This is a genomic window from Xanthobacter sp. NM-25, from assembly GCF_022138605.1.
Taxonomy (GTDB): domain Bacteria; phylum Pseudomonadota; class Alphaproteobacteria; order Rhizobiales; family Xanthobacteraceae; genus Xanthobacter.
This window is the reverse complement of sequence record NZ_JACBFS010000006.1, coordinates 76,836-99,894: the sequence shown is the minus strand read 5'-3', so window position 1 is coordinate 99,894 and position 23,059 is coordinate 76,836. Positions and strand designations below refer to the sequence as shown.

The following is a 23,059-nucleotide window of genomic DNA, read 5'->3' as shown; positions in this document are numbered from 1 at the left end:
GCGATCTAAACCACGAACATCTGTATCGTCGACAGCAACTTCTCACGATTCGATTCATGCTTGGAGTGCCGCGCGAGCACGGAGCCGGGTTGCCATGGCCTCGACAAGCAAAGGCTAACCCATCCTATTTACCGCCGTTCGCCGCCGATCACCGCAAGCAGCTAGATACTTGTTGAACCGGCCGGATTTGGGCCTCTCTTAATCGACCCCGATCCGGGGATCGCCTGTCGCGTCCCCGCCAAGAACCGGGGCCGACATGACTGCCAACCACCATAAACCGGAAGCAATCGCACGCGGCGCGCGCATGTTGCGCACCGCGCTCGGGCCTTCCATCGCGCGGTTTCTGGAAGACCCGGCCGTGGTCGAGGTGATGTTGAACCCGGACGGGCGGTTGTGGATTGACCGCCTGTCCGAAGGGCTTTCCGACACGGGCGAGCGCCTGTCCGCCGCCGATGGCGAACGCATCGTGCGACTAGTCGCACATCATGTCGGCGCGGAAGTTCATGCCCGCAGCCCGCGCGTCTCGGCCGAGCTGCCAGAGTCTGGCGAAAGATTCGAGGGCCTGCTGCCGCCCGTGGTCGCCGCCCCGACCTTCGCTATTCGCAAACCCGCCGTCGCGGTGTTCACGCTCGACGACTATGTGGCGGCGGGCATCATGTCCGCCGATCAGGCCGCGACGTTACGCGAAGCCGTTTCCTACCGCGCCAACATCCTCGTGGCGGGCGGCACCAGCACCGGCAAGACCACGCTGACCAACGCTCTGCTCGCCGAAGTAGCGAAGACGGCGGATCGCGTCGTCATCATCGAGGACACGCGCGAGCTGCAATGCGCCGCGCCGAACCTTGTCGCCATGCGGACGAAAGACGGCGTTGCGACGCTTTCCGATCTGGTTCGTTCCTCGCTGCGCCTGCGCCCCGACCGCATCCCCATCGGCGAGGTGCGCGGATCGGAAGCCCTCGACCTGCTCAAAGCATGGGGCACAGGGCACCCCGGCGGGATAGGCACTATCCATGCAGGCACTGGTATCGGTGCGCTGCGCCGCCTTGAACAGCTCATCCAAGAGGCTGTCGTCACCGTCCCGCGCGCCCTGATCGCCGAGACAATCGACCTCGTTGCCGTCCTTTCCGGGCGCGGTTCCGCGCGCCGGCTGGCTGAACTCGCCCGCGTCGAAGGGCTGGGGCCGGACGGCGACTACCGCATCACCACCCCAATCCAAACCAGCACAGGAGAATCTTCATGATCCGCACGTTTTCGCGCGGCTATCGCCTCGCTGCGACCGCCGCATCCGCCCTTGCCATCAGCCTCATGTTCGCCCCGGCTGCCCATGCGTCCGGTTCGTCGATGCCATGGGAAGCGCCGCTCCAAAGCATCCTGCAATCCATCGAGGGGCCGGTCGCCAAGATCATCGCCGTCATCATCATCATCGTGACCGGCCTGACTTTGGCCTTCGGCGATACAGGCGGCGGCTTTCGCAAGTTGATCCAGATCGTGTTCGGCCTGTCGATTGCGTTCGCAGCGTCGAGCTTCTTCCTGTCGTTCTTCTCGTTCGGCGGCGGGGCGCTCATCTGATGGCGGGCAGCCTTGAACAACTCGACGCGGTGCCGGGATTTTCAATCCCGGTCCACCGGGCGCTGACCGAGCATATCCTGCTCGGCGGCGCACCGCGCGCCATCGCCATCATGAACGGAACGCTGGCCGGGGCCGTGGGCCTCGGCCTGCGCCTCTGGCTGGTCGGCATCGCCATTTGGGCTATCGGCCATTTTGCCGCCGTGTGGGCAGCAAAACGCGATCCCCTCTTTGTCGAGGTCGGGCGGCGGCATCTCCGCATCCCCGGCCATCTGGCGGTTTGAGGGAGGCGCGTCGATGATGAACCTTGCCGAATACCGCCGCACCGCCACCCGGCTCGCCGACTATCTGCCATGGGCCGCGCTAGTCGGCTCCGGCGTCGTGCTGAACAAGGACGGCTCATTCCAGCGCACCGCGAAGTTTCGCGGTCCCGATCTGGATTCCGCTGTCGCCGCCGAGCTGGTCGCCGTCGCCGGCCGCATCAACAACGCCGTGCGCCGTCTCGGCTCCGGCTGGAGCATCTTCGTCGAGGCGCAGCGCAGCGAGGCGGCGACCTATCCAGACAGCACCTTTCCTGATGCCGCATCGGCGCTGGTCGATGCCGAGCGCAAGGCCGGTTTCGAGGAAGCAGGCACGCATTTCGTGTCGGGCTATTTCCTGACCTTCCTCTGGTTGCCCCCGGCCGAGGAAGCCGCCCGCGCCGAAACATGGCTCTATGAGGGCCGGGAGAAAACCGGCGTGGACCCGTGGGAGCTGCTGCGCGGTTTCATCGACCGCACTGACCGCGTTCTGGCCTTGCTCGACGGCTTCATGCCCGAGTGCCGTTGGTTGGATGACGGCGCGACGCTGACCTATCTCCATTCCACCATCTCGACCAACCGCCATCGCGTGCGCGTGCCCGAGGTGCCGATGCACCTCGACGCGCTGCTCGCCGACCAGCCTTTGACCGGCGGTCTGGAGCCGCGCCTTGGCGACGCGCATCTGCGCGTGCTGACCATCGTGGGATTCCCCACCGCGACGACGCCGGGCCTGCTCGACGAGATGAACCGGCTGCCGTTCCCCTACAGGTGGAGCACCCGCGCGATCCTGCTCGACAAGACGGATGCGACCCGGCTGCTGACCCGCATCCGCCGCCAATGGTTCGCCAAGCGCAAGAGCGTCGCCGCGATCTTGAAAGAGGTCATGACGAACGAGGCGTCCGCGCTGGTGGACACCGACGCGGCGAACAAGGCGCTCGACGCGGACATGGCGTTGCAGGAGCTTGGGGCGGACGTGGCGGGCATGGCGTATGTCACCGCGACCATCACCGTATGGGACGCCGATCCCCGCATTGCCGACGAGAAGCTGCGCCTGGTCGAGAAGATCGTTCAGGGCCGCGACTTCACGGCCATGCCCGAGACGGTCAACGCGGTTGACGCATGGCTCGGCAGCCTGCCGGGCCACGCCTACGCGAATGTGCGGCAGCCGCCCATCAGCACTTTGAATCTCGCCCATATGGTGCCGTTGAGCGCCGTTTGGGCGGGGCCGGAACGGGACGAGCATTTCGGTGCGCCCCCTTTGCTCTTTGGAAAGACCGAAGGCTCAACGCCGTTCCGGCTAAGTCTCCATGTAGGCGACGTAGGCCACACCCTTGTCGTCGGCCCTACAGGGGCGGGCAAGAGCGTGCTGCTCGCCCTCATGGCCTTGCAGTTCCGACGCTACGCCGGAAGCCAGGTCTTCGCCTTTGATTTCGGCGGCAGCATCCGCGCCGCGTCGCTCGCCATGGGCGGCGACTGGCACGACCTTGGTGGCGGGCTGACAGAAGGGGCCGAGGCGTCGGTTTCGCTCCAGCCGCTCGCCCGCATCCACGACACCTATGAACGCGCATGGGCGGCGGACTGGATCGCCGCCATTCTTATGCGCGAGGGCGTCGCCATCACGCCGGAGGTCAAGGAATATCTTTGGACGGCGCTGACCTCGCTGGCGTCCGCGCCGGTCGAGGAACGCACGATCACCGGCCTTGCGGTGCTGCTGCAATCCAACGATCTGAAACAGGCGCTACGCCCGTTCTGCGTCGGCGGTGCCTATGGCCGGCTGCTCGACGCCGAAGACGAACACCTCGGCTCGGCGGACGTGCAGGCGTTCGAGATCGAGGGGCTTGTCGGGACCGACGCAGCCCCGGCCGTCCTGTCCTACCTGTTCCACCGCATCGGCGACCGGCTCGACGGCCGCCCCACGCTGCTCATCATCGACGAGGGTTGGCTTGCGCTGGACGACGAAGGGTTCGCCGGCCAACTCCGCGAATGGCTGAAAACGCTGCGCAAGAAAAACGCATCGGTCATCTTCGCCACGCAAAGCCTGTCCGACATCGACGGCAGCAACATCGCGCCGGCCATTATCGAGAGCTGCCCGACGCGGCTCCTGCTGCCGAACGAGCGGGCTATAGAACCGCAGATCACGGCCATCTATCGCCGCTTCGGACTCAATGACAGGCAGATCGAAATCCTCGCACGGGCCACGCCCAAGCGGGATTATTACTGCCAAAGCCGCAGGGGCAATCGCCTGTTCGAGCTTGGCCTGTCCGAAGTCGGCCTCGCGCTCTGCGCCGCATCCGCCAAATCCGACCAGACCCTCATTGCGCAGATCGTCGACGAACACGGCCGCGACGGCTTCCTCGCCGCATGGCTGCGCGAGCGTGGCGTCGATTGGGCGGCTGAGCTGATCCCGAACCTCACCAATCTTGCCGACCGGCCGGAATCCGCCGCGCCGGCCGTGCCGGATATCCACCCCACGCAGGAGATTCTTCCATGACCTATACCAAGATCGTCGGGGCCTCGGCCCTCGCGCTGGCGCTTGCCGTGCCCGCCGCGCTTTCGCCCATGCTGGCAAGCCCGGCACATGCGCAATGGATCGTCTATGACCCGACCAACTACGTGCAGAACGTGCTCACGGCCGCACGCACGCTGGAGCAGATCAACAACCAGATCACCAGCCTCCAGAACGAAGCGCAGATGCTCATCAATCAGGCCCGCAATCTTGCGAGCCTGCCATATTCCTCGCTCCAGCAGCTCCAGCAGAACGTCCAGCGCACGCAGCAGCTTCTCGGCCAAGCCCAGAACATCGCTTTCGAGGTCGGGCAGATCGACCAAGTGTTCCAGCAGCAATATGGCAATGTCTCGCTATCGGCGACCGACGCCCAGCTTGTCGCCGATGCGCGCGGCCGGTGGGAGAACACGGTCGGCGGCTTGCAGGACGCCATGCGCGTTCAGGCCGGCGCGGTCGGCAACATCGACAGCAACCGCGCCGAAATGTCCGCGCTGGTCGGCCAAAGTCAGGGTGCGACCGGGGCATTGCAAGCCACGCAGGCCGGCAACCAGCTTCTTGCGCTCCAGTCGCAGCAGCTTTCCGACCTGATTGCGGTCATTTCCGCGAACGGCCGCGCCGACGCGCTGACCGAGGCAGAGCGCGCGACTGCCGCCGAACAGGGCCGCATCCAGCGCGAGCGGTTCCTGACGCCCGGCACCGGCTACCAGCCGGGCAATGCGCAGATGTTCAACAACGGCAACAACTGACCGGGAGGCTCGCCATGGACGGCAAGATGCTGGTGCGGCTCGGGGCCGTGGTGTTCATCGCCATCGCCGTCACGGCGACCGCAATCGACATGGCGCGGAAGGACGAGCCTTCCGCGCCACCCCCAGCGCCGGCCCTCCAGCCCCCGGCCGATCCCCTGCGCGAAACCCTGCGCCGCTGCCAGCAGCTCGGCGAGGCGGCGGCAAGTGACGCCGGCTGCCTCGCCGCATGGGCTGAATCCCGCGACCGCTTCCTCGGCCGTGATCGCAGCGAGGCGCGCTGACCATGGGCAACACGGGCGTCATCGACAATTTCCTTGGGGTCTTCACCTCCTACATCGACAGCGGTTTCGGCCTGCTCGGCGGCGAGGTCGCCTTTATCGCCACGACGCTGATCGTCATCGACGTGACGCTTGCCGCGCTCTTTTGGGCATGGGGTGCGGATGACGACATCATCGCGCGGCTGGTGAAAAAGACCCTGTTCATCGGCGTCTTCGCCTACATCATTTCCAACTGGAACAACCTCGCGCGCATCGTCTTCGAGAGCTTCGCCGGCCTCGGCCTGATGGCATCGGGAACGAGCTTTTCCGTTGCCGACCTGATGCGGCCGGGTCGCGTGGCGCAAGCCGGCCTCGACGCTGGCCGCCCGCTGCTCGACTCCATTTCCGACCTGATGGGCTGGATCGCCTTCTTCGAGAACTTCATCCAGATCGCGTGCCTGCTGTTTGCATGGGCGCTGGTGGTGCTGGCCTTCTTCATCCTCGCCATCCAGCTTTTCGTCACCCTTATCGAGTTCAAGCTGACCACGCTCGCCGGCTTCGTGCTGATCCCCTTCGGCCTTTTCGGCAAGACCGCCTTCATGGCCGAGAAGGTCTTGGGCAACGTGGTGTCCTCCGGCATCAAGGTCTTGGTGCTCGCCGTCATCATCGGCATCGGCTCAACCTTGTTTTCGCAATTCACGGCCGGTTTCGGCGGGGCGACCCCGACCATCGACGACGCCATGGCGATTGTGCTCGCCGCGCTGTCGCTGCTCGGCCTCGGCATCTTCGGCCCCGGCATTGCCAACGGCATCGTCTCTGGCGGCCCGCAGCTCGGCGCGGGCGCAGCCGTGGGAACCGGGCTTGCCGTCGCAGGTGCAGGCGTTGCCGCTGGCGGCGGGGCCATGCTCGCCGCCAAGGGCGGTGCTGCCGCCCTGTCCGGTGGGGCCACGGCCGTCCGCGGCGGCGCGACGGCCGCGGGCGCGGCAACCGCAGCCTATAGCGTCGGCGCGCTCGGCCAGTCCGGCGCGGCCGGCGTCGCCTCCGGCCTTGGCGGTGTTGCCCGCGCCGCAGGATCGGCGGCCGTCTCTCCCTTGAAGCGCACCGTCTCGAAAGCCGCCGAATCCGTCAAATCCAGCTTTTCCGGTGGCGCACGCGCGGCCTTCGGTGTGACGGGCGGTTCATCCACCGCAGGCACGGTCGGCGGCGCTAGCGCCCATCCTGTCGCAGCAGCATCCGGCCCGGCCGGCAGCCCGCCCGCATGGGCGCAGCGGATGCGGCGCTCGCAGGCCATGAGCCACGGCGCGACCATGACCGCCCATGCCGTCCGCTCGGGCGACAGCCACGGCTCCGGTTCCTCCATCAACCTTTCCGAAAGTGACCGCTCATGAGCATCTTCAAACGACCAGCCACCCATTACGGCAAATCGCCGGAACCCGAGACGCCCTATCAGCGCGCCGCGCAAGTCTGGGACGAGCGTATCGGCTCGGCCCGCGTGCAGGCGAAAAACTGGCGCTACATGGCGTTCGGCTCGTTGATCCTGTCTGCCGGCTTCGCGTCCGCCCTTGTCTGGCAGTCCGCACGCGGGACCGTGGTGCCGTGGGTGGTGCAGGTGGACAATCTCGGTCAGGCGCAGACCGTCGCGCCCGCGAACGCCGACTATCGCCCGACCGATCCGCAGATCGCTTTCCATCTCGGCCGCTTCATCGAGCAGGTGCGCGCGATCCCGGCCGACGCGATCATTGTCCGCCAGAACTGGCTTCGCGCTTATGAGTGGACCACGGATCGCGGCGCGGCGGCATTGAACGACTACGCCCGCGCCAATGATCCCTTCGCCAAGGTCGGCCGCCAGCAGGTCGCCGTCGAGGTGTCGAGCGTCATCCGTGCGTCCCCCAACAGCTTCCGTGTGGCGTGGACCGAGCGCCATTTCGAGAACGGCCAGCTTTCCACCACAGAACGATGGACGGCCATCCTCACCATCGTCATCCAGTCGCCGCGCGACGCCGAGCGTCTGCGCGCCAATCCGCTTGGAATCTACGTCAATGCAATTTCGTGGTCGCGGGAGATGAGCCAATGAGGACGATCACCCGCACCCCGGCAATCGCGGCCGTGCTGCTTTCGGCGACCATGCTCGCAGGCTGCGCCACCAACCGGACGCCGCAATTCAGCTATGACGCCAGCGTGCCGCCGCTGCCGACCGTGCAGACGGCCGTCACCAACGAGACGCCCCGGCCTTTGCATGTGCCCCCGGCATGGACCGTGGCGCGCGGCGGAACCGTCGCCGGCACGCCGACCGGCCGTGTCGAAAACGCCAATGCAGCCGCCCGCGTCGAGCCGCGCCGGGAAGGCTACTACAACGCCATCCAGATTTATCCGTGGTCCGAAGGCGCTCTCTATCAGGTCTATGCCGCAGTCGGGCAGATCACCACCATTGCGCTGGAGCCGGGCGAGAGCCTGACAGGCGGGGGGCCGATCGCGGCCGGCGACACCGCCCGCTGGATCATCGGCGACACCGAGAGCGGCAGCGGCGCAAACCGCCGTGTCCATATCCTCGTGAAGCCGACGCGGCCGGACATTTCCACCAACCTTGTCGTTACCACCGACCGACGCACCTACATGATCGAGCTGCGCGCGCGGGAATCGCTCTACATGCCCGCCGTGGCATGGGCCTATCCGGCACCGCCTGCCGGCCAGCGCCAGACCGTCCCGGCCGCGCCAATCATCCCGCCCGAGGCTGCGCGGAACTATCGCTATGGCTTGCAGGTGCAGGGCGACAGCCCGCCATGGCGGCCGGTTTCCGTCTTCGATGATGGACGCCGCGTCTATGTCGTCTTCCCGGCCGGGATTGTGCAGGGCGAGATGCCGCCCATTTTCGTGCTCGGCACGAACGGCGAGCCGCAGATCGTCAATTCCCGCATCCACCAGAACGTCCTGATCGTGGACCGCCTGTTCGGCGCGGCCGAGCTGCGCCTTGGCAGCGGCAATCGCCAGCAGGTCGTCAGGATCGTCCGCACCAACCCGACGCAGGCGGCAGACGCGCAGCCTGCCAGCGTGACCGGAGGCTCCCCGTCATGACCGACAACACCATAGCCAATACTGCTCCGACCATGCGCCTGCGCGCCGAGCCGCCCCGCGTCACACGCCTGTCCCGCAAGATGCTGGCAGGCGTCGGAGCCGTCGCGCTTCTCGGGATAGGCGGCGCGCTGATCTACGCGCTACAGACCCGTGAAGGGGGACCGGGAGGCGAAGAACTCTATTCGACCGAGAACCGACCCACGGCGGACGGATTGTCCGGCCTGCCGCGCGACTATACCGGTCCGGTGCTTGGCCCTGCGCTACCCGGAGATTTGGGCCGTCCGATCCTCGACGCGCAGAACCGGGGCCAGCCGGTTGCGCCGCCCGTCATGGCGACGCCCGCCGTCGATCCAGCGGAAGAACGCCGACGCGCCGAGGAAGAAGCCGCGCGCTTGAGCAACGTGTTCTTCCAGTCCGGCCCGCGCACGGGAGCGCCGGCAGGAACGGCCATGCCCAGCCTTGCAGGGCTTGGCCTCGGCGGGCAGCCCGCGACACAGGATCGCCACGCGGCGTTTCTCAACGGGCCGGTGGACCGGCAGACCGTCGCCCCGGATCGCGTCGCGCCGCCGGCCTCGCCTTATATTCTTCAGGCCGGGGCCGTGATCCCCGCCGCGTTGATAACCGGCATCCGTTCCGATCTGCCCGGCCAGATCACCGCGCAGGTGACAGAGAACGTCTATGACAGCCCGACCGGCTCGCTGCTCCTGATTCCGCAGGGCACGCGGATCATCGGCCAATATGATGACGGCGTGACCTTCGGGCAGCGCCGCGTCCTGCTGGTGTGGAGCCGCCTGATCCTGCCGGGCGGCCGTTCCATCGTTCTGGAGCGCCTGCCGGGTGCGGACGCCAGCGGCTACGCCGGCCTTGAGGATGGCGTCGATTATCATTGGTGGGATCTGATGAAGGCCGCAGGGCTGTCCACGCTGCTTGCAGTCGGCACGGAGCTGGCGACCAGCGACGAAGACCGGCTTATCCGGGCCATCCGCGACGGGGCGCAGGATACCGTCAATCAGGCGGGCCAGCAGATCGTGCAACGCCAGTTGCAGGTTGCGCCAACGCTGACCATCCGGCCCGGCTTCCCGGTCAGGATCATTGTCACCCGCGATCTTGTGTTCGAGCCGACAGGAGGTTGACCATGACCAAGCTCAAACTCGGCCCGCTACCCGACGACAAGCCCGTGAAGATCACCGTGGAACTTCCCGCGCCGCTCCACCGCGATCTGGCCGCCTACGCCGAGGTGTTGGCTCGCGAGACGGGCCAGCCCGCCGCCGATCCTGTCAGGCTCATCGTGCCGATGCTTGAACGCTTCATCGCCACGGATCGCGGTTTCGCCAAGGCACGACGCGCCGCAAGCTAAGTCCCAACCCGCAGGGGTGCCGCCAGCGCATAGACGCAAATGCGGCACGCTACAGCCCGCCGACTGCCCTCCATGGTTCGCCAAATTCCGGGGCCTTGAGCGCCCCGGAATCCACACCGAGCCAAGGAGGATTCCATGTGCGCAGAGCGCCGTCGCGCCCGCAAAGGGCGACCGCGACAGCCGGTCCCCGAGACACTTCCCAACGACCTTTTCGACTATGCCGACGAACCTACGCCGGACGGCCGGGAGCGCCGCAGGTCGCCGCTTCGCATCGTCGATGTGGAGTCGTTGCCTGTCTTCGACAACTGGCCCGAGAAGGTGCCGATCACAGAGGAAGAACTGCAAATCTTCGAGCGGTATTTCGGCGATGTGCTCGACCGGCTGTTCGGCCCAATCGACGATCCCGACAATCAGGACTTGCAGACATTAACAACAGATGGTAACAGCAAGCCATGAGCGAGGATCGTGACCCGAGCCTCGACACGCTTCTGGACCTCGACGGGCAGGTGCTCGTTGTCGATCCCGAGGGCGGCCATTGGGTGAAGTTTGTTGTCACCCGCGTTCCGGCATCGCCTTCGAGGCCGCACGGCCTCGATTACTCGCTCACGCTTCACGGGCCTTCGGGCGAGCGGCTGGTCGGCTTCGATAACGCCCATCCGGTCGGCCGAGGCAGGAGGGGCGAGCCGATGGACCATCGGCATCGCCTCCAGACCGTGAAGCCTTACGCCTACGAGGACGCGGCCACGCTGCTGGCCGACTTCTGGCAGGCGGTGGACGCGGTGTTGAAGGAGCGAGGCGTAACATGACCACCTTGAAAGTCGGGATTGCCGACTATGAAGAAATGAAGGCCCGCACCATGCGGATTGCCAAGGGCGAGGAAAAGCCCGCACCCGGCGACCCGAAGGTGTGGTTCACGTCCACGGAATCCTTCGCGCAAATCCTGTCCAGCGGAAACCGGGAGTTGCTGCGCGTCATCTACGAGCAATCGCCCGGCTCGTTGGAGGAACTGTCGCGGATCACCGGGCGGTCGAAGCCCAGCCTGTCCCGAACCCTCAAGACGATGGCGAACTACGGCCTCGTCCGCATGGACCCCGGCGAGGGCCAGAAGGTCGTTCCCAAAGTGCTGCATGATCGCGTGGCGCTGGAACTGCCGCTGATCGAGCGCCGGGCCGCGAAAGGAAGTGCGCTATGAATATGCAAAGTCCCCATGTCGCTTTGCGCGCCGCGCTCTACCTGCGTGTCTCCACGACGCGGCAGGCCGAGCATGACGTGTCGATCCCTGACCAGCGCAAGCAGGGCGAAGCCTATTGCGCCTCACGCGGCTACCAGCTTGTCGAAACCTTCGTGGAAGCCGGCGCTTCGGCCACCAATGACCGCCGCCCCGAGTTTCAACGGATGATCGAGGCCGGCACGTCCAAGCCCGCGCCCTTCGATGTTGTCGTGGTCCATTCGTTCAGCCGGTTCTTCCGCGATCACTTCGAGCTGGAGTTCAACGTCAGGAAGCTCGCCAAGAACGGCGTCAAGCTGGTCTCCATCACGCAGGAAATGGGCGACGATCCCATGCACGTTATGATGCGGCAGATCATGGCGCTGTTCGACGAATACCAGTCGAAGGAGAACGGCAAGCACGTCATGCGGGCCTTGAAGGAGAACGCGCGGCAAGGCTTCTGGAACGGCTCGCTGCCGCCTATCGGCTACCGTGTGGTCGATGCCGAACAGCGCGGCGCGAAGACAAAGAAGAAGCTGGAGATCGACCCGCTTCATGCCGAAACCGTGCGGCTGATCTTCCGCCTTGCATCGGAGGGCGATGGCACGTCCGGCCCCATGGGCGTCAAGAACATCGTCAGCCACCTGAACAAGCACCGCATGTTCACCCGCAACGGCGGGCGTTGGGGCATCGGCCAGCTTCACCGTGTCCTGACCCGACGCACCTATATCGGCGAGCATCGCTTCAATCGCCGCTCCAACAAGGGCGTAGTGAAGCCCGAGGATGAAATCGTCACCGTCGCAGTACCGCCGCTGATCGACCTTGAGATATTCGAGGCCGTTCAGAACCGCTTGAAGGTCAACAACCCGAAGGTGACGCCGCCGCGCGTCGTGAGCGGCCCGAACCTGCTGACCGGCATTTGCCATTGCGGCAATTGCGGAGGCGCGATGACGCTGCGCACCGGCAAGAACGGCCGCTATCGCTACTATGCCTGCTCGATACGGGCGCGGCAGGGCGACACGGGCTGCAAGGGCCGCGCAATCCCCATGGATAAGCTCGACCGCATCGTGGTCAGCCATATCGAGGAAAGGCTGCTCGACCCCGAGCGAATCGAAGGCGTGCTCGCCTCGCTTCTTGATCGCCGGCAGGAGGGCGTCGAGCGGCGCAGCCAGCATATCGCCGAGTTGAACCATCGCGCGGCCGAAGCCGACAACCGCCTCAAGCGCCTCTACGACGCCATTGAAGCCGGTTCGCTCGACCCGGCCGAGTCTTCCCTTGGCGAGCGCATTGCGGGCCTCACGGCGCTTCGGGATCAGGCGCGGGCCGACGCCACGCGGATCGAAGCCATGCTCGCAAGCTCCACCCACCAGCGTCTCACAGGGGCAGCCGTGCGGGAACTGGCGAGCGAAGCACGCACCCGGCTCCGGCTTGGAAAGGGCGGCTATCGGCGGGAACACGTCCGGGCCTTTGCCCAGCACGTCGAGGTCGCGGATGACGCGATCTACATCAAAGGGAACAAAAACGTCCTGTTGCGAACGCTGGTAGCCACCAAAGGAGGGAAAACGGCGGGAACCGGCGTTCCCGGCTTTATACCGAAGTGGCGGAGAGGGGGTCCGACCTACTTCATGTCGCGGACATCCGGCCACTCCCGCCAACATTTAGAAAATATATGAGCGTCAGTGGATTATAGCGCTTGGCGTTTGTCGGCGTTCCGTGTCGTCCGCTACAATCCCGGCCCGGCGCTGGGGCAGATGCTGGGGCAGTAGGGTGGCGGATGTGGGACGCGAGACCAAGCGACTGAATGCACGCACTGTGGCGACCCTCACCACACCCGGACGCCATGCCGATGGCGGCAACCTCTACCTGTCCATCTCCAGCAATGGCGGCCGGCGGTGGATCTTCCTGTTTCGATGGGAGGGCCGGCAGCTGGAAATGGGGCTTGGCTCGGCGCGTGATGTTTCCCTCGCGCGGGCGCGGGAATTGGCGGATGCGGCCAGGGCGAAGCTGGCGGAGGGCATCAATCCCTTGCAGCTGAAGCGAAGTGAGCGGGTCATTCCTACGTTCGGCGAGGCAGCGGACGCCCTGGTGAACGACATCGCCCCCGGCTTCCGGAATGCCAAGCACCTCGAACAATGGCGTATGACCCTGACGGAGTATGCGGCGCCGCTGCGGTCCAAGTCGGTCGCGGACATCACCACCGAGGATGTGCTCTCGGTGCTGAAGCCCATCTGGACCACGAAGAGCGAAACGGCCTCCCGGCTGCGCGGGCGCATCGAGCGCGTCCTGGATGCGGCCAAGGCCAAAGGCGACCGGTCGGGCGAAAACCCGGCCCGTTGGCGTGGCCATCTCGACAGCCTCTTGCCCAAACGCCAGAAGCTTCAGCGCGGTCACCACGCCGCTATGGCCTATTCGGCGGTGCCCGCCTTCATGACGCGATTGCACGCCCTTTCGGGTTCATCGAGCCTTGCGCTTGAGTTCCTGATCCTGACCGCCGCGCGCTCCGGGGAAATCCGAGAGGCCATCTGGTCGGAGATTGATCTCGACGCCAGGGTCTGGTCGGTTCCGGCGCACCGCATGAAGGCCGGGCGGGCGCACCGTGTGCCCCTGTCCGAATCAGCCCTGGATGTGCTGCGGCGCGCGAAGGAGCTTCAGGAGCACCCTGAAGGCGACGCCTTCATCTTTCCCGGAGGAAAGCCGGGCAAGGCTCTGTCGGTGATGGCGCTGGACATGCTGCTGCGGCGTCTCAAGAACGAGGACACGGTGCATGGCTTCCGTTCGTCCTTTCGAGACTGGGCGGGTGAGGAGACACCGTTTCCACGCGAGGTCGCGGAGGCGGCGCTGGCCCACACCGTGGGTGACGCTGTGGAGCGCGCCTACCGGCGTGCGGATGCGCTTGAGAAACGGCGCCAGTTGATGGAGGCGTGGGCGACCTTCCTGGCTCAGAAGCCGGGCGATCCGAAGCGGGAGGTTCCGGCGGAAGGCCACAGCGAGGCGTAATACCTGGGCGGGCTGATCCACGAGCCCGTGAACCGAGCCCGCCTTCTCGGTCCCCCTGACTCGAACGGATCGGTCCCGTGCTGGCTGCACCGATGTGCAGAGGCCGCTCGGTGCCCCATTCGACCTATGCCCGGAATTGACGTGGCGCCGGTGTATAAGTTCAACCCACGAGAGAAATGCGGATTGCCATTGGGTTGGTCACACCCTGGCGCACACCACATCGCGGGGACGCATGAGCTGGTTTGGCAGACTGACGGGCTTTGAAAAGGCCTCTTGTCACGACACAAAGGACCGGCTGGACGCCTGCACTCGCACGCCAATGGCCGATCCTTCGGAATCGGCACGCTGGTGTCGCTTTCGCGATCGATCTTCCGAAGATCCTCCACCTGTCATAGAAACCCGCTCGGATGCAACCTCCCGGCTTGTGACCGAGCGTCCGCACGCCTATTGGGTGTTGCAGATAGCGGACTTTCAGACAGGTGGCTTGAGTTGAAGCTTCGTGCAGCGGGGACGGAGAGGCGTGAGTTCATTTCTCCTCCAGCAACCTGCTGCGACCTGTCTCCGATTGATTTTCAGGGATTTGAACCATGGCGACGTTGAGCGGCACGGATGCGAACGAGACCCTCTCCGGCGGCAGCGGAAACGACACCATCTACGGCTATGGGGGCGCCGACACTGTCCTCGGTGATGCCGGCGACGATACGTTGGATGGCGGAGCCGGGAATGACTGGGTCGACGGTCAGGTCGGGAACGACATCGTCGATGGTGGCGATGGCGACGACAATGTCTATGGCGGCGATGGCAACGACACGGTGGAGGGTGGCGCCGGCAATGACACGCTCTATGGCGGCACCGGCAAGGATACGGTCAACGGCGGCATCGGCGATGACACGCTAAGCGGCAATGCCGGCGACGACATCCTGAACGGCGGCGCCGGAAACGACATCCTCAAAGGTCACTATGGCATCGACACACTGACCGGAGGGGCCGGAAAGGATACATTTGTTTTCAATACGAGCATCGGCACTGCGGGTGAGGCGGATATCATCACCGACTTCTCGGTGGCTGACGACACGATCGAGTTGGACAATTATGTCTTCATCGCCCTCCTCACCACCGGCACCCTGAGCGCAGACCAGTTCCATATCGGCTCGGCCGCTCACGATGCCAGCGACCGGATCATCTACAACTCGGCCACCGGCGCGCTTCTTTATGATGCGGACGGCACGGGCTCCGGCGCCGCGGTGCAGATCGCCACGCTCTCGACCGGCCTTGCGCTGACGAACGCAGACTTCGTCGTGACAGGGACCAACGCGGTCCGCACCCTCTACGGCACGAGCGGCAACGACACGCTCACGGGCGACGCGAGCTACGACACCATCTTTGGCTTAGCCGGCAACGACAGGCTCGACGGCGGAGCCGGCAACGACACGCTGGACGGCGGCGCAGGCAACGACACCCTCGCGGGCGGGACCGGTGACGACACCTATGTGGTGGACTCCACCCGCGACGTGGTGATCGAGGCCAACGGCGCGGGCACCGACACAGTGCAGAGCTCGGTGTCGTTCAACATGGAGGGACAGGAGCTTGAGTACCTGATCCTCACCGGCTCGGGCGCCATCAACGGCACAGGCAATTCTCTCGCCAATGTCATCACCGGCAATTCCGGGAACAACGTGCTGAAGGGCGGCGCCGGGGGCGACACCCTCAACGGCGGAGCCGGCAACGATACGCTGGATGGCGGGGCCGGGATCGACATGCTGATCGGGGGAACCGGAAACGACACCTATGTCGTTGATTCCTACGGAGATACGGTGACTGAGGCCAGTGGCGGCGGCACCGATACGGTGCGCACGACGCTGGCCGGCTACACCCTCGGCACCAATGTGGAGAACCTGGCGTTCATCGGGACCGGGGCCTTCACCGGAACCGGCAATGCCGCGAACAACACCATCACCGGGGGCACGGGCGACGACAACCTGATCGGAGCCGACGGCAATGACCGGCTGCTTGGCGGCGACGGCAATGATTGGCTTTACGGAGACTGGTCATCTGGCGTCGGCGGCGATGACCGACTCGATGGAGGGGCCGGGAACGATAATCTGGTGGGCGAGGGTGGCAATGATACCCTGAACGGTGACGACGGCAATGACACCCTCAACGGGGGCGCGGGCAACGACATCCTCAATGGTGGAGCCGGCAACGATACGTTGGACGGCGGAACCGGCAACGACACCCTGGACGGCGGCGCCGGTAACGACACATTGATCGGAGCCGATGGAAAGGACCGCCTGATTGGGGGCGATGGCGCTGATTGGCTCTATGGGGACTGGGCGTCCGACATCGGTGCCGACGACCGGATTGATGGAGGCTCCGGGAACGACAATCTGGTGGGAGCGGGGGGCAACGATGCCCTGAACGGTGACGACGGCAATGACACCCTCAACGGGGGCGCGGGCAACGACATCCTCAATGGCGGAACCGGCAACGACACGATGGACGGCGGTGCAGGCAACGACACCTATGTGGTGGACAGCTCCCGTGACAAGGTGGTGGAGAAGGCGGGCGAGGGCGCCGACCTCGTGAAGTCTTCGGTCAGCTACACGCTCGCGTCCAACGTCGAGAATCTGACGCTGACCGGCACGGCGGCCATCAACGGCGTGGGAAACAGCCTCGCCAACGTCGTCACCGGCAACGCCAAAGCCAACACGCTGAAGGGTGGCGCCGGCAACGACAAGATCACGGGCGGGTCGGGCAACGACAAGCTCTATGGCGAGGCCGGGGCGGACACCCTCATCGGAAGCAGCGGAGCTGACATCTTCGTCTATACCGCGCTCGCCGACTCCACCTCGAAGAGCTCCGACACGATCACCGACTTTTCCGCCAAGGCGGGAGACAAGATCGATCTGTCTGCCCTCGACGCCAGGAGTGCCACGAAGACGAACGACACCTTCGTCTATATCGGCACGAAGGCGTTCTCGGGCACGGCAGGGGAACTGCGCTTCGCCAAGGGGGTGCTCCAGGCCGACGTGAACGGAGACAAGACGGCCGACCTTTCCGTCAAGCTCGCGGGGGTGTCGTCTCTCGCCTCCGGCAGCATCGTTCTGTAATCGCCGCGAGCACCTTGCAGCCCCGCGCCATTGCGCCGTCTTCGGCGAGATCGCGCGGGGCATCGGGAACGGCTCAATTGAGAACATGGGGAAGGGTACGGTGCCTTTGCTCATCCGCACTGTCTTCAGTCAGCGGCGATAGTGCGGTTTTCCAATAACGTCGAGTAGATCGCAGCCGCGCTTGTGGCTCCCGAACTGTTGAATCCGGGTGGCTCGTCTCACGCACCAGCTGACCTGCGACCGGAATTGACGCAGCGAACGTGTATGAGTTTGCCTCACGAGAGAAACGTAGAGATCTGCCGTGCTGAGCGCCCGGCACACCACATCGCGGGGACGCATGAGCTGGTTTAGCAGACTGACGGGCTTTGAAGAGGCCGGCTACCACGAGACGCGAGACCGCTTGGAGGTTCGGGACGGACGCCTGCACTCGCACGTCAATGGCCGGTCCTTCGGCATCGGCACGCTGGAGTTGGTGTCGCTGGACGAGCTGCGGCGGCGCGCCGTGGTGCCGGGCGACACGGGCGGCCTGAAGGTCGACTTCATCCAGGCGGATGCCCGGCGGTTGCATCGGCGGCACGAGAGCGCCGGGGCGCTGTTCCAGGTGGCCTCCCAGTTCAACCTCTTGGAGATGATGGATTACTGCGTCACCCCCGAGCATGGTGTCGCCGGCTATGAAGGTGACCCCACCCAGGGGCCAGCCTGCGCCATTGCGGCCGGTGCGGCCACCATCTTCCGCAATTACTTCGCCCCCGTGGGCGACGGCATCGGCCAGACCCGCGACCGGCAGCTCGACGGGCTGGCGGACCTCGGCGCCCGGCTCGGCGCGCTGACGGCTCAACCCGTGAGCGACCTGTGGGAGATGCGCAACGGCTATGCCCTGTGCACCAAAGACGGCCTCGCCGCCATCGACGCGGCCGTGGCGGACCTCGACGCCGAAGGGTTGGACACCCTGCGTGGCCTGCTGCGGATCGGGGTGCATGCCGATGTGGAAGTGACGGACGAACCGGAGACACCCGGCCAGAGCGTGACGCAGGCGTTCTGCTCGGCTTTGCCGGTGAGCTACCAGCGCAGCGTGCCCAAGGCGCTGTGGGCCATCTTCGCGAGGCTGGTGCTGGAGGCCGCCTATGAGGCGACCTTGCTCTGCGCCCTGGAGAACCTCGCGCGCGGCGGTTCGCAACGCGTGTACCTGACCCGGCTCGGAGGCGGGGCCTTCGGCAATGACGACCGCTGGATCAACGACGCCATCTTGCGCGCCTTGGAGCTGGCGCGGACGTGGCCCCTCGACGTGCGCATCGTGGTGCGGGACCTCGGCGGGGTCGAAGGGCTGCGGTCCAACCTCCAGGCGCGGGGGCTGGCTTCATAGCACGACGGCAGAAGGTACTCCCGTCCATCGCCGCAACCGTTCCGCCGTTTCCAGGATGTCCCGCATGTCCGCCAAGACGATCGTGATCTACTACCGCACACGTCCGGCCGAGCCAGCTGCGTCCGCTGTGGCGCTGGACGAGCAAAAAGCTGCCGTCGCGGCCGATCTCGCACAGCGCGATGTCACTGTCGTCGGTGAGTTCTGCGAGACGGATGACGGCGGGCTGGTGCGTCCGGCCCTGGCGGCGGCGCAACGGGCCTGCAACACAGCTGGCGCGACCCTGCTGATTGCCAGCGTCGAGGCCATCGGCCGGGGGAACCCGTTCGTGCCAAAGATCTCCAGCGTGCCGGTGACGTTCCTGCCGCGCAGCCCCGAGCCACTCGGCAGCTTCATCCCCTGCCCGACAGGCCCAGGCGAGCAGGTCGCCCTTTGGCTGCGGCGGCACGGGGATGACCGGCGCATGTCCGTCTGCCTCGCCAATCCGGGGGCGGATCCGCTGACCGGGATCGAGGTCACTTCAGCCGGCATCACCGCTCAGCTTTCCGATCCCGAGACCGGCGGGCCACTTACCACTTCGGTTTCGACCCGGCACTTTCCGAGCCTTCCTGCCGGCCAATGCCTGATCATCGATCACTATGATCCGCTGACGGATGGTGATGGCCTCACCGGATATGAGGTGAGCTTCACGGACTACGACGGCCAACGCCGCACGGGACGCATCTATGTGGACAAAGGGGGGCCCACGCGTTTTTGGATGCGCCTTCAGATGACACCATAAGCGCGCCTTCTCGGCCCCGGCCGCCACGCCATCTCACTCGGCCGGCACGTCGCGCACCTGCCGGAGCAGGCCCAAGGGGTCGACGCCGATGGCTTCGGCGAGCGCCAGGAACTCGATCACGTCGATGCGGCGCTCATTGCGTTCGATGTCGGCCACATAGGATTGGGGACGGCCCAGCCGCTCGGCCACGGCCGCCTGGGTGAGGCCGGCTGTCTTGCGGGCCTCGATCACCAATTGGCGCAGGCAGGCATAGCGGGGCTGGCGCAGGTCACGCGGCACATCGAGCTTCCGATCCCCAATGGGATTTCGACGGGAGCCGCTCAGTTAATCGGCTTTTCGGATAATCGAGATTTCAGATAAAATGCCGCATTGTGCCTCCGCGCGCTCGCCCTCAAGTTGCAGCGCCGCAGCGTCAGGCACGGGTCGGCAGAAGGCGGAACGGAAAGGGCGGATTCATCCCATGGTCACCAAGGACAGGAAGCCCACTGAGGACAGCCGCTTCAGCAAGGTGAAGGTCGCCCTGGACCTGGCGCTGTACCTTGCCGCGAATACTAGCGGCCGGACCATCGACGACATCCAGCAGGAATATGAGCTGTCCCGCCGCACCGCCGAGCGCATGCGCGATCTGGTGGAGGAAGCCTTCGGCGAACTGGAGCGCCTGCCGGACTACGAGTCGAATGGACCGAAGGTGCGCTACCGCCTGCCTTTGCCAAAGGGCTTCAGCTTCCTCACCATGCCCACGGCGGAGGAACTGGCGGAACTCAGCAACCTCGCTGAGGCCATGCGGGCCCGTGACCCAGCACGGGCCGACCTGCTCGACAGTCTCCGGCGGAAGATCGGCGCGGCCCTGCTGCCGAAGGAGGCGTTGCGCCTTGACCCGGATATCGAAGCTCATCTGAGCACGGAGGTGTGGGCCCATGTGCCCGGCCCGGCGCAGCTCTGCCGGCCCGAGGTGCTGAAGACCATCCGCCACGCCCTTCTGGCCGAGCGCGCGGTGGAGGTCCGCTACCGCAAGATCGGGGAGGAAGAGCCGCATCTCTATCGCCTCGTGCCGTTCGGTCTCATCCTGGGCACGCGTCACTATATCGTCTCGGGTTTTCTTGACCGGCCGAAGCCCCATCTGCTGCGCCTCGACCGCATCGACCATGCCACCGAGCTGGACGAGCCCGGCCGCCGGCCGGAAGGCTTCGACCTTCGGGCCTATGCGGACCGTTCCTTCCGCTTCTTCCAGGAAGAGCCGGAGCGCATCGAGTTGCTGTTCGCTCCCGCCGCTGCCGCCGAGGCCCGCAACACCGCCTTCCATCCGACGCAGGAGATGCGAGAGCTGGCAGACGGGCGCCTTCAGGTGACCTTAGAGGCCGGCGGTCTCATGGAGCTGGCGCATTTCCTGGCCCCCTGGCGTGACCATGTGGAGGCGGTGCGGCCGGAACGTCTGCGCAGCTTGCTGTCACAAACTGAGCGAGCAACGTGAATACAGGGTGCGCCCTGAGGGCGTAACGCCATCGAACAGGACGAGGTCACAATGTCGACTTTTCCGAAGCGTCTCTCCCTGAGCGCACTTGCACTGTTCTCCTTGTTGCTCCCAGCAAGCGTGTCGGCGCAGATCGTCGTCCCGGACGTGGAAAGATGGACCGACAAAGAGTGCAGGTGGCTGCATCGGCAGGTTCTGGACGCGTGCAAGAACCTCACCGACTGCACCGACACCAGCGATATGTCCATGTCGACGCAGCGGGGATTGAGCGCGCTGGATAACATCTTCACGGTTCGCAATCGTCAGGACTTTGATGGAATCTGCTTTAAGGTTTGCGACACCAAGAAAATCCCCACTTACTCGGCATTCAATAAAGAATTCTGCACCACCGTGAAGTCCCGGTAGTGCATGGCATCGCCGCGATCGGCGGCGGCGCCCGGAACTTCATTTTCTGCGCTGTGTGAGGAGCATCCCGCTCGCGTCGTCACCTCGCCGGGCAGCGCCGAAGTCAGAAAGTCTTCTGCCGAAGCCGTTGCTCCTCACGCTGAGCAAGCATCGTAAATGCAGAGCCGCCCCTTTGCTCTTCGCAATGGTACCGACGCGTTCCGCGACATCACAGAGGTCCCAGAATGGCAGCGCATCCGACGATCGCACGACCCATGGCCTTCGCTCTTCCGGCCCTGGCTGTGCTGGCCATCAGCTTCATCAGCCCGGCTTTTGCGCAGAAGGGGCCGCTGGCGCAAATCCGGCCCGGTCTTTATTCCTTTGGTGAATATGGGGGCTGCGGCGATCCCGACGGGATGGATCACCTCTACATCGACAAAACGGAACTGCACCAATACGAAAATCACTGCAAGATCCGGTCGGTGCAGCCCCTTTCCGCCTCCTATATCCTGAAGATGGAGTGCGAGAGCGAAGGCGAGTTCTCACCGCGCATCTATGAGCTCACGCCGCAGCCTCCCGATATGTTGATCGTGAGGACGCGGGATAACGACAAGGCAGCATCCGGGGCCGGTGATCCCACGACCTATCATTTCTGCCCGGCGGGCAGCCCCGGGACGGCGGCGAAGTGAAGCGTCGCGGGTTCCCCGTCATGCTGCCCCCTCTGCTGTGGCCACCCGCGTCGACATCAAGAAATAGCCCCGCGCCTCACGGTGCCCTGTGCGCCGCATTCCACCCTTACTCGCGACCGCGCGGGAGCCCTTCATGATGACCTCGAAGCAACAGACTGGCATCGGCTCTGCCCCTTCCGACTCCGCCGATGCGGTTCCCTGCGTTGGCATCTTCTGGTTCGTGATGCAGGCGGGCCGCCCCGAGCTTTTCACCTGCCGCACACCGTGGCCGGAGGCGGAGGACTATGGCGACTTCAAAACCGAGGCGATGGCCCATTACGATTTCTGGCCGAGCCTGCGGAAAAAGCTGAAGCTCATGGGCGAATATGAAGACTGGCCGCGCGGGCGCGTTGTCTATCATGTCCGCGATGAAGTCTTCACCGCCTATATCGACCGGCACCTGTCCGGCGACAGCTTCCGCACAGCGATCCTCGAAGCTTTCCGCCTGCCCCCCGAGCGAACCCGCTTCGCCTTCGATGCCCATTACAGCGGCGCGAAATTCAAGGTCTCGGGCCAGCCCGCCAGCTCCGGCGCATCTTGAGTTTCCGGCCGGTTTTGGCCTCCATAACACATTGGAAAGAGACAAGCTTTCTCAGGGACTTCTGCGAAGAGAGGTCCGTGCGCATGCGCCACGAGCGCCAGCTCAGGCCCGCAGATATGCCGTCAAGAACCACGAGATCGATAAGGATGGCGAACGATATGACCCTCTCCTGGCCCGTGCGCATCATCGACTTCGAGGCGAGTTCCCTGGAGGAGCGTAGCTATCCCATCGAGGTGGGCGTCGCGGTGTGGCCTCGGAAGGACGCTCCCATCACGGTCTGGTCCACCCTGATCCGGCCCACCGACGATTGGCGGTGCTTCGGCCATTGGAGCTTGGCGTCACGCCGGGTCCACGGCATCGCCATGAGCGAGCTTTCGGCCGGCATGGCCGCGCAGGATGTCGCGGCTCTGCTCAATGAGAAGCTGGGCAGTGGCCTCGTCTGGTGCGACGGCGGCCCCTATGATGCCTATTGGCTGCGCACCCTGTTCACCGCCAGCAGCCTGAAGCCGAGCTTCTCCCTCGGCAATTGGTCAGCCCTCCTGCTCAGCCTGCCCGATGCGCACCGTGAGAGTGCCATGGCCGCGCTGGAAGCAGAACCGCCCCGGCACCGGGCCGGGGCGGACGCAGAGCAACTCATGCGGGCGCTGAAAGCGGGGATCGCCGCAGCTACCGCCTGA

At 65.3% G+C, this 23,059-nt stretch carries 25 protein-coding genes; 24 read left to right on the top strand and 1 reads right to left on the bottom strand.

The features are described from left to right. The first annotated feature begins 256 nt into the window (after window positions 1–256). The 19 genes from trbB to MEU52_RS17015 all read left to right on the top strand — a co-directional run bounded on the left by trbB (window position 257) and on the right by MEU52_RS17015 (window position 19,258). A complete protein-coding gene (trbB, locus tag MEU52_RS17105) occupies window positions 257–1,240 on the top strand; it encodes a P-type conjugative transfer ATPase TrbB (RefSeq protein ID WP_238123328.1) in 984 nt (327 codons plus the stop codon). Beyond that, a complete protein-coding gene (locus MEU52_RS17100; protein WP_238123329.1) occupies window positions 1,237–1,569 on the top strand; it encodes a TrbC/VirB2 family protein in 333 nt (110 codons plus the stop codon). The genes trbB and MEU52_RS17100 overlap by 4 nt, the downstream gene beginning before the upstream one ends. Continuing rightward, window positions 1,569–1,850, top strand: a complete 282-nt coding sequence (locus MEU52_RS17095; protein ID WP_238123330.1) for a VirB3 family type IV secretion system protein — start codon at window positions 1,569–1,571, stop codon at window positions 1,848–1,850. Before MEU52_RS17100 ends, MEU52_RS17095 begins: the two co-directional genes overlap by 1 nt. 13 nt (window positions 1,851–1,863) lie before the next feature. Further along, window positions 1,864–4,356: a conjugal transfer protein TrbE gene (trbE, locus tag MEU52_RS17090; protein ID WP_238123331.1), complete on the top strand. Its 2,493-nt coding sequence runs from the start codon at window positions 1,864–1,866 to the stop codon at window positions 4,354–4,356. Beyond that, the gene (gene trbJ / locus MEU52_RS17085) at window positions 4,353–5,117 is read left to right on the top strand and encodes a P-type conjugative transfer protein TrbJ (RefSeq protein WP_238123332.1); all 765 of its coding nucleotides are present in this window, start codon (window positions 4,353–4,355) and stop codon (window positions 5,115–5,117) included. The genes trbE and trbJ overlap by 4 nt, the downstream gene beginning before the upstream one ends. Before the next feature lie 14 nt (window positions 5,118–5,131). Continuing rightward, on the top strand, window positions 5,132–5,398 hold the full coding sequence (gene trbK-alt, locus MEU52_RS17080) for a putative entry exclusion protein TrbK-alt (protein WP_238123333.1): 267 nt from the start codon (window positions 5,132–5,134) through the stop codon (window positions 5,396–5,398). 2 nt (window positions 5,399–5,400) lie between these two features. Further along, the gene (gene trbL / locus MEU52_RS17075; protein ID WP_238123334.1) at window positions 5,401–6,762 is read left to right on the top strand and encodes a P-type conjugative transfer protein TrbL; all 1,362 of its coding nucleotides are present in this window, start codon (window positions 5,401–5,403) and stop codon (window positions 6,760–6,762) included. Further along, window positions 6,759–7,448 carry a conjugal transfer protein TrbF gene (trbF, locus tag MEU52_RS17070; protein WP_238123335.1) on the top strand — a complete coding sequence of 230 codons (690 nt, stop codon included), beginning with the start codon at window positions 6,759–6,761 and terminating at the stop codon, window positions 7,446–7,448. The genes trbL and trbF overlap by 4 nt, the downstream gene beginning before the upstream one ends. Further along, the gene (gene trbG / locus MEU52_RS17065) at window positions 7,445–8,446 is read left to right on the top strand and encodes a P-type conjugative transfer protein TrbG (RefSeq protein WP_238123336.1); all 1,002 of its coding nucleotides are present in this window, start codon (window positions 7,445–7,447) and stop codon (window positions 8,444–8,446) included. The genes trbF and trbG overlap by 4 nt, the downstream gene beginning before the upstream one ends. Further along, window positions 8,443–9,579, top strand: coding sequence for a TrbI/VirB10 family protein (locus tag MEU52_RS17060; protein WP_238123337.1), 1,137 nt, complete (start codon window positions 8,443–8,445; stop codon window positions 9,577–9,579). The genes trbG and MEU52_RS17060 overlap by 4 nt, the downstream gene beginning before the upstream one ends. Before the next feature lie 2 nt (window positions 9,580–9,581). Further along, window positions 9,582–9,803, top strand: a complete 222-nt coding sequence (locus tag MEU52_RS17055) for a DUF2274 domain-containing protein (protein ID WP_238123338.1) — start codon at window positions 9,582–9,584, stop codon at window positions 9,801–9,803. A gap of 135 nt (window positions 9,804–9,938) precedes the next feature. Further along, window positions 9,939–10,259 carry a hypothetical protein gene (locus MEU52_RS17050; protein ID WP_238123339.1) on the top strand — a complete coding sequence of 107 codons (321 nt, stop codon included), beginning with the start codon at window positions 9,939–9,941 and terminating at the stop codon, window positions 10,257–10,259. Then, window positions 10,256–10,609 carry a toxin-antitoxin system TumE family protein gene (locus MEU52_RS17045; protein ID WP_238123340.1) on the top strand — a complete coding sequence of 118 codons (354 nt, stop codon included), beginning with the start codon at window positions 10,256–10,258 and terminating at the stop codon, window positions 10,607–10,609. Before MEU52_RS17050 ends, MEU52_RS17045 begins: the two co-directional genes overlap by 4 nt. After that, a complete protein-coding gene (locus tag MEU52_RS17040) occupies window positions 10,606–10,995 on the top strand; it encodes an HVO_A0114 family putative DNA-binding protein (RefSeq protein ID WP_238123341.1) in 390 nt (129 codons plus the stop codon). Before MEU52_RS17045 ends, MEU52_RS17040 begins: the two co-directional genes overlap by 4 nt. Then, window positions 10,992–12,683: a recombinase family protein gene (locus MEU52_RS17035; protein ID WP_238123342.1), complete on the top strand. Its 1,692-nt coding sequence runs from the start codon at window positions 10,992–10,994 to the stop codon at window positions 12,681–12,683. Before MEU52_RS17040 ends, MEU52_RS17035 begins: the two co-directional genes overlap by 4 nt. Window positions 12,684–12,786: 103 nt before the next feature. Then, window positions 12,787–14,007, top strand: coding sequence for a tyrosine-type recombinase/integrase (locus MEU52_RS17030; protein ID WP_238123343.1), 1,221 nt, complete (start codon window positions 12,787–12,789; stop codon window positions 14,005–14,007). A gap of 587 nt (window positions 14,008–14,594) precedes the next feature. Further along, the gene (locus tag MEU52_RS17025; protein WP_238123344.1) at window positions 14,595–17,117 is read left to right on the top strand and encodes a calcium-binding protein; all 2,523 of its coding nucleotides are present in this window, start codon (window positions 14,595–14,597) and stop codon (window positions 17,115–17,117) included. Between the two features lie 337 nt (window positions 17,118–17,454). Continuing rightward, entirely contained in the window at window positions 17,455–18,480 is a 1,026-nt protein-coding gene (locus MEU52_RS17020) for a hypothetical protein (protein WP_238123345.1), read from the top strand. A 64-nt stretch (window positions 18,481–18,544) separates the two neighbouring features. Next, entirely contained in the window at window positions 18,545–19,258 is a 714-nt protein-coding gene (locus MEU52_RS17015) for a hypothetical protein (protein ID WP_238123346.1), read from the top strand. Window positions 19,259–19,291: 33 nt separating this feature from the next. On the opposite strand, the gene MEU52_RS17010 is transcribed toward MEU52_RS17015, so the two are convergent. After that, window positions 19,292–19,537 carry a helix-turn-helix domain-containing protein gene (locus MEU52_RS17010; RefSeq protein WP_234050711.1) on the bottom strand — a complete coding sequence of 82 codons (246 nt, stop codon included), beginning with the start codon at window positions 19,535–19,537 and terminating at the stop codon, window positions 19,292–19,294. Window positions 19,538–19,718: 181 nt separating this feature from the next. Between MEU52_RS17010 and MEU52_RS17005 the strand changes: the two genes are divergently transcribed. From MEU52_RS17005 to MEU52_RS16985, 5 genes are all read left to right on the top strand, one after another. Continuing rightward, window positions 19,719–20,729, top strand: coding sequence for a helix-turn-helix transcriptional regulator (locus tag MEU52_RS17005; RefSeq protein WP_238123347.1), 1,011 nt, complete (start codon window positions 19,719–19,721; stop codon window positions 20,727–20,729). 51 nt (window positions 20,730–20,780) lie between these two features. Continuing rightward, complete coding sequence (locus tag MEU52_RS17000; protein WP_238123348.1) at window positions 20,781–21,134, top strand: hypothetical protein; 354 nt, start codon at window positions 20,781–20,783, stop codon at window positions 21,132–21,134. Between the two features lie 254 nt (window positions 21,135–21,388). After that, window positions 21,389–21,802 carry a hypothetical protein gene (locus tag MEU52_RS16995; RefSeq protein ID WP_238123349.1) on the top strand — a complete coding sequence of 138 codons (414 nt, stop codon included), beginning with the start codon at window positions 21,389–21,391 and terminating at the stop codon, window positions 21,800–21,802. 88 nt (window positions 21,803–21,890) lie between these two features. Continuing rightward, window positions 21,891–22,382 (top strand): hypothetical protein, encoded by a 492-nt coding sequence (locus MEU52_RS16990; protein ID WP_238123350.1) that lies wholly within the window; start codon window positions 21,891–21,893, stop codon window positions 22,380–22,382. Window positions 22,383–22,528: 146 nt separating this feature from the next. Then, on the top strand, window positions 22,529–23,059 hold the full coding sequence (locus MEU52_RS16985) for a hypothetical protein (protein ID WP_238123351.1): 531 nt from the start codon (window positions 22,529–22,531) through the stop codon (window positions 23,057–23,059).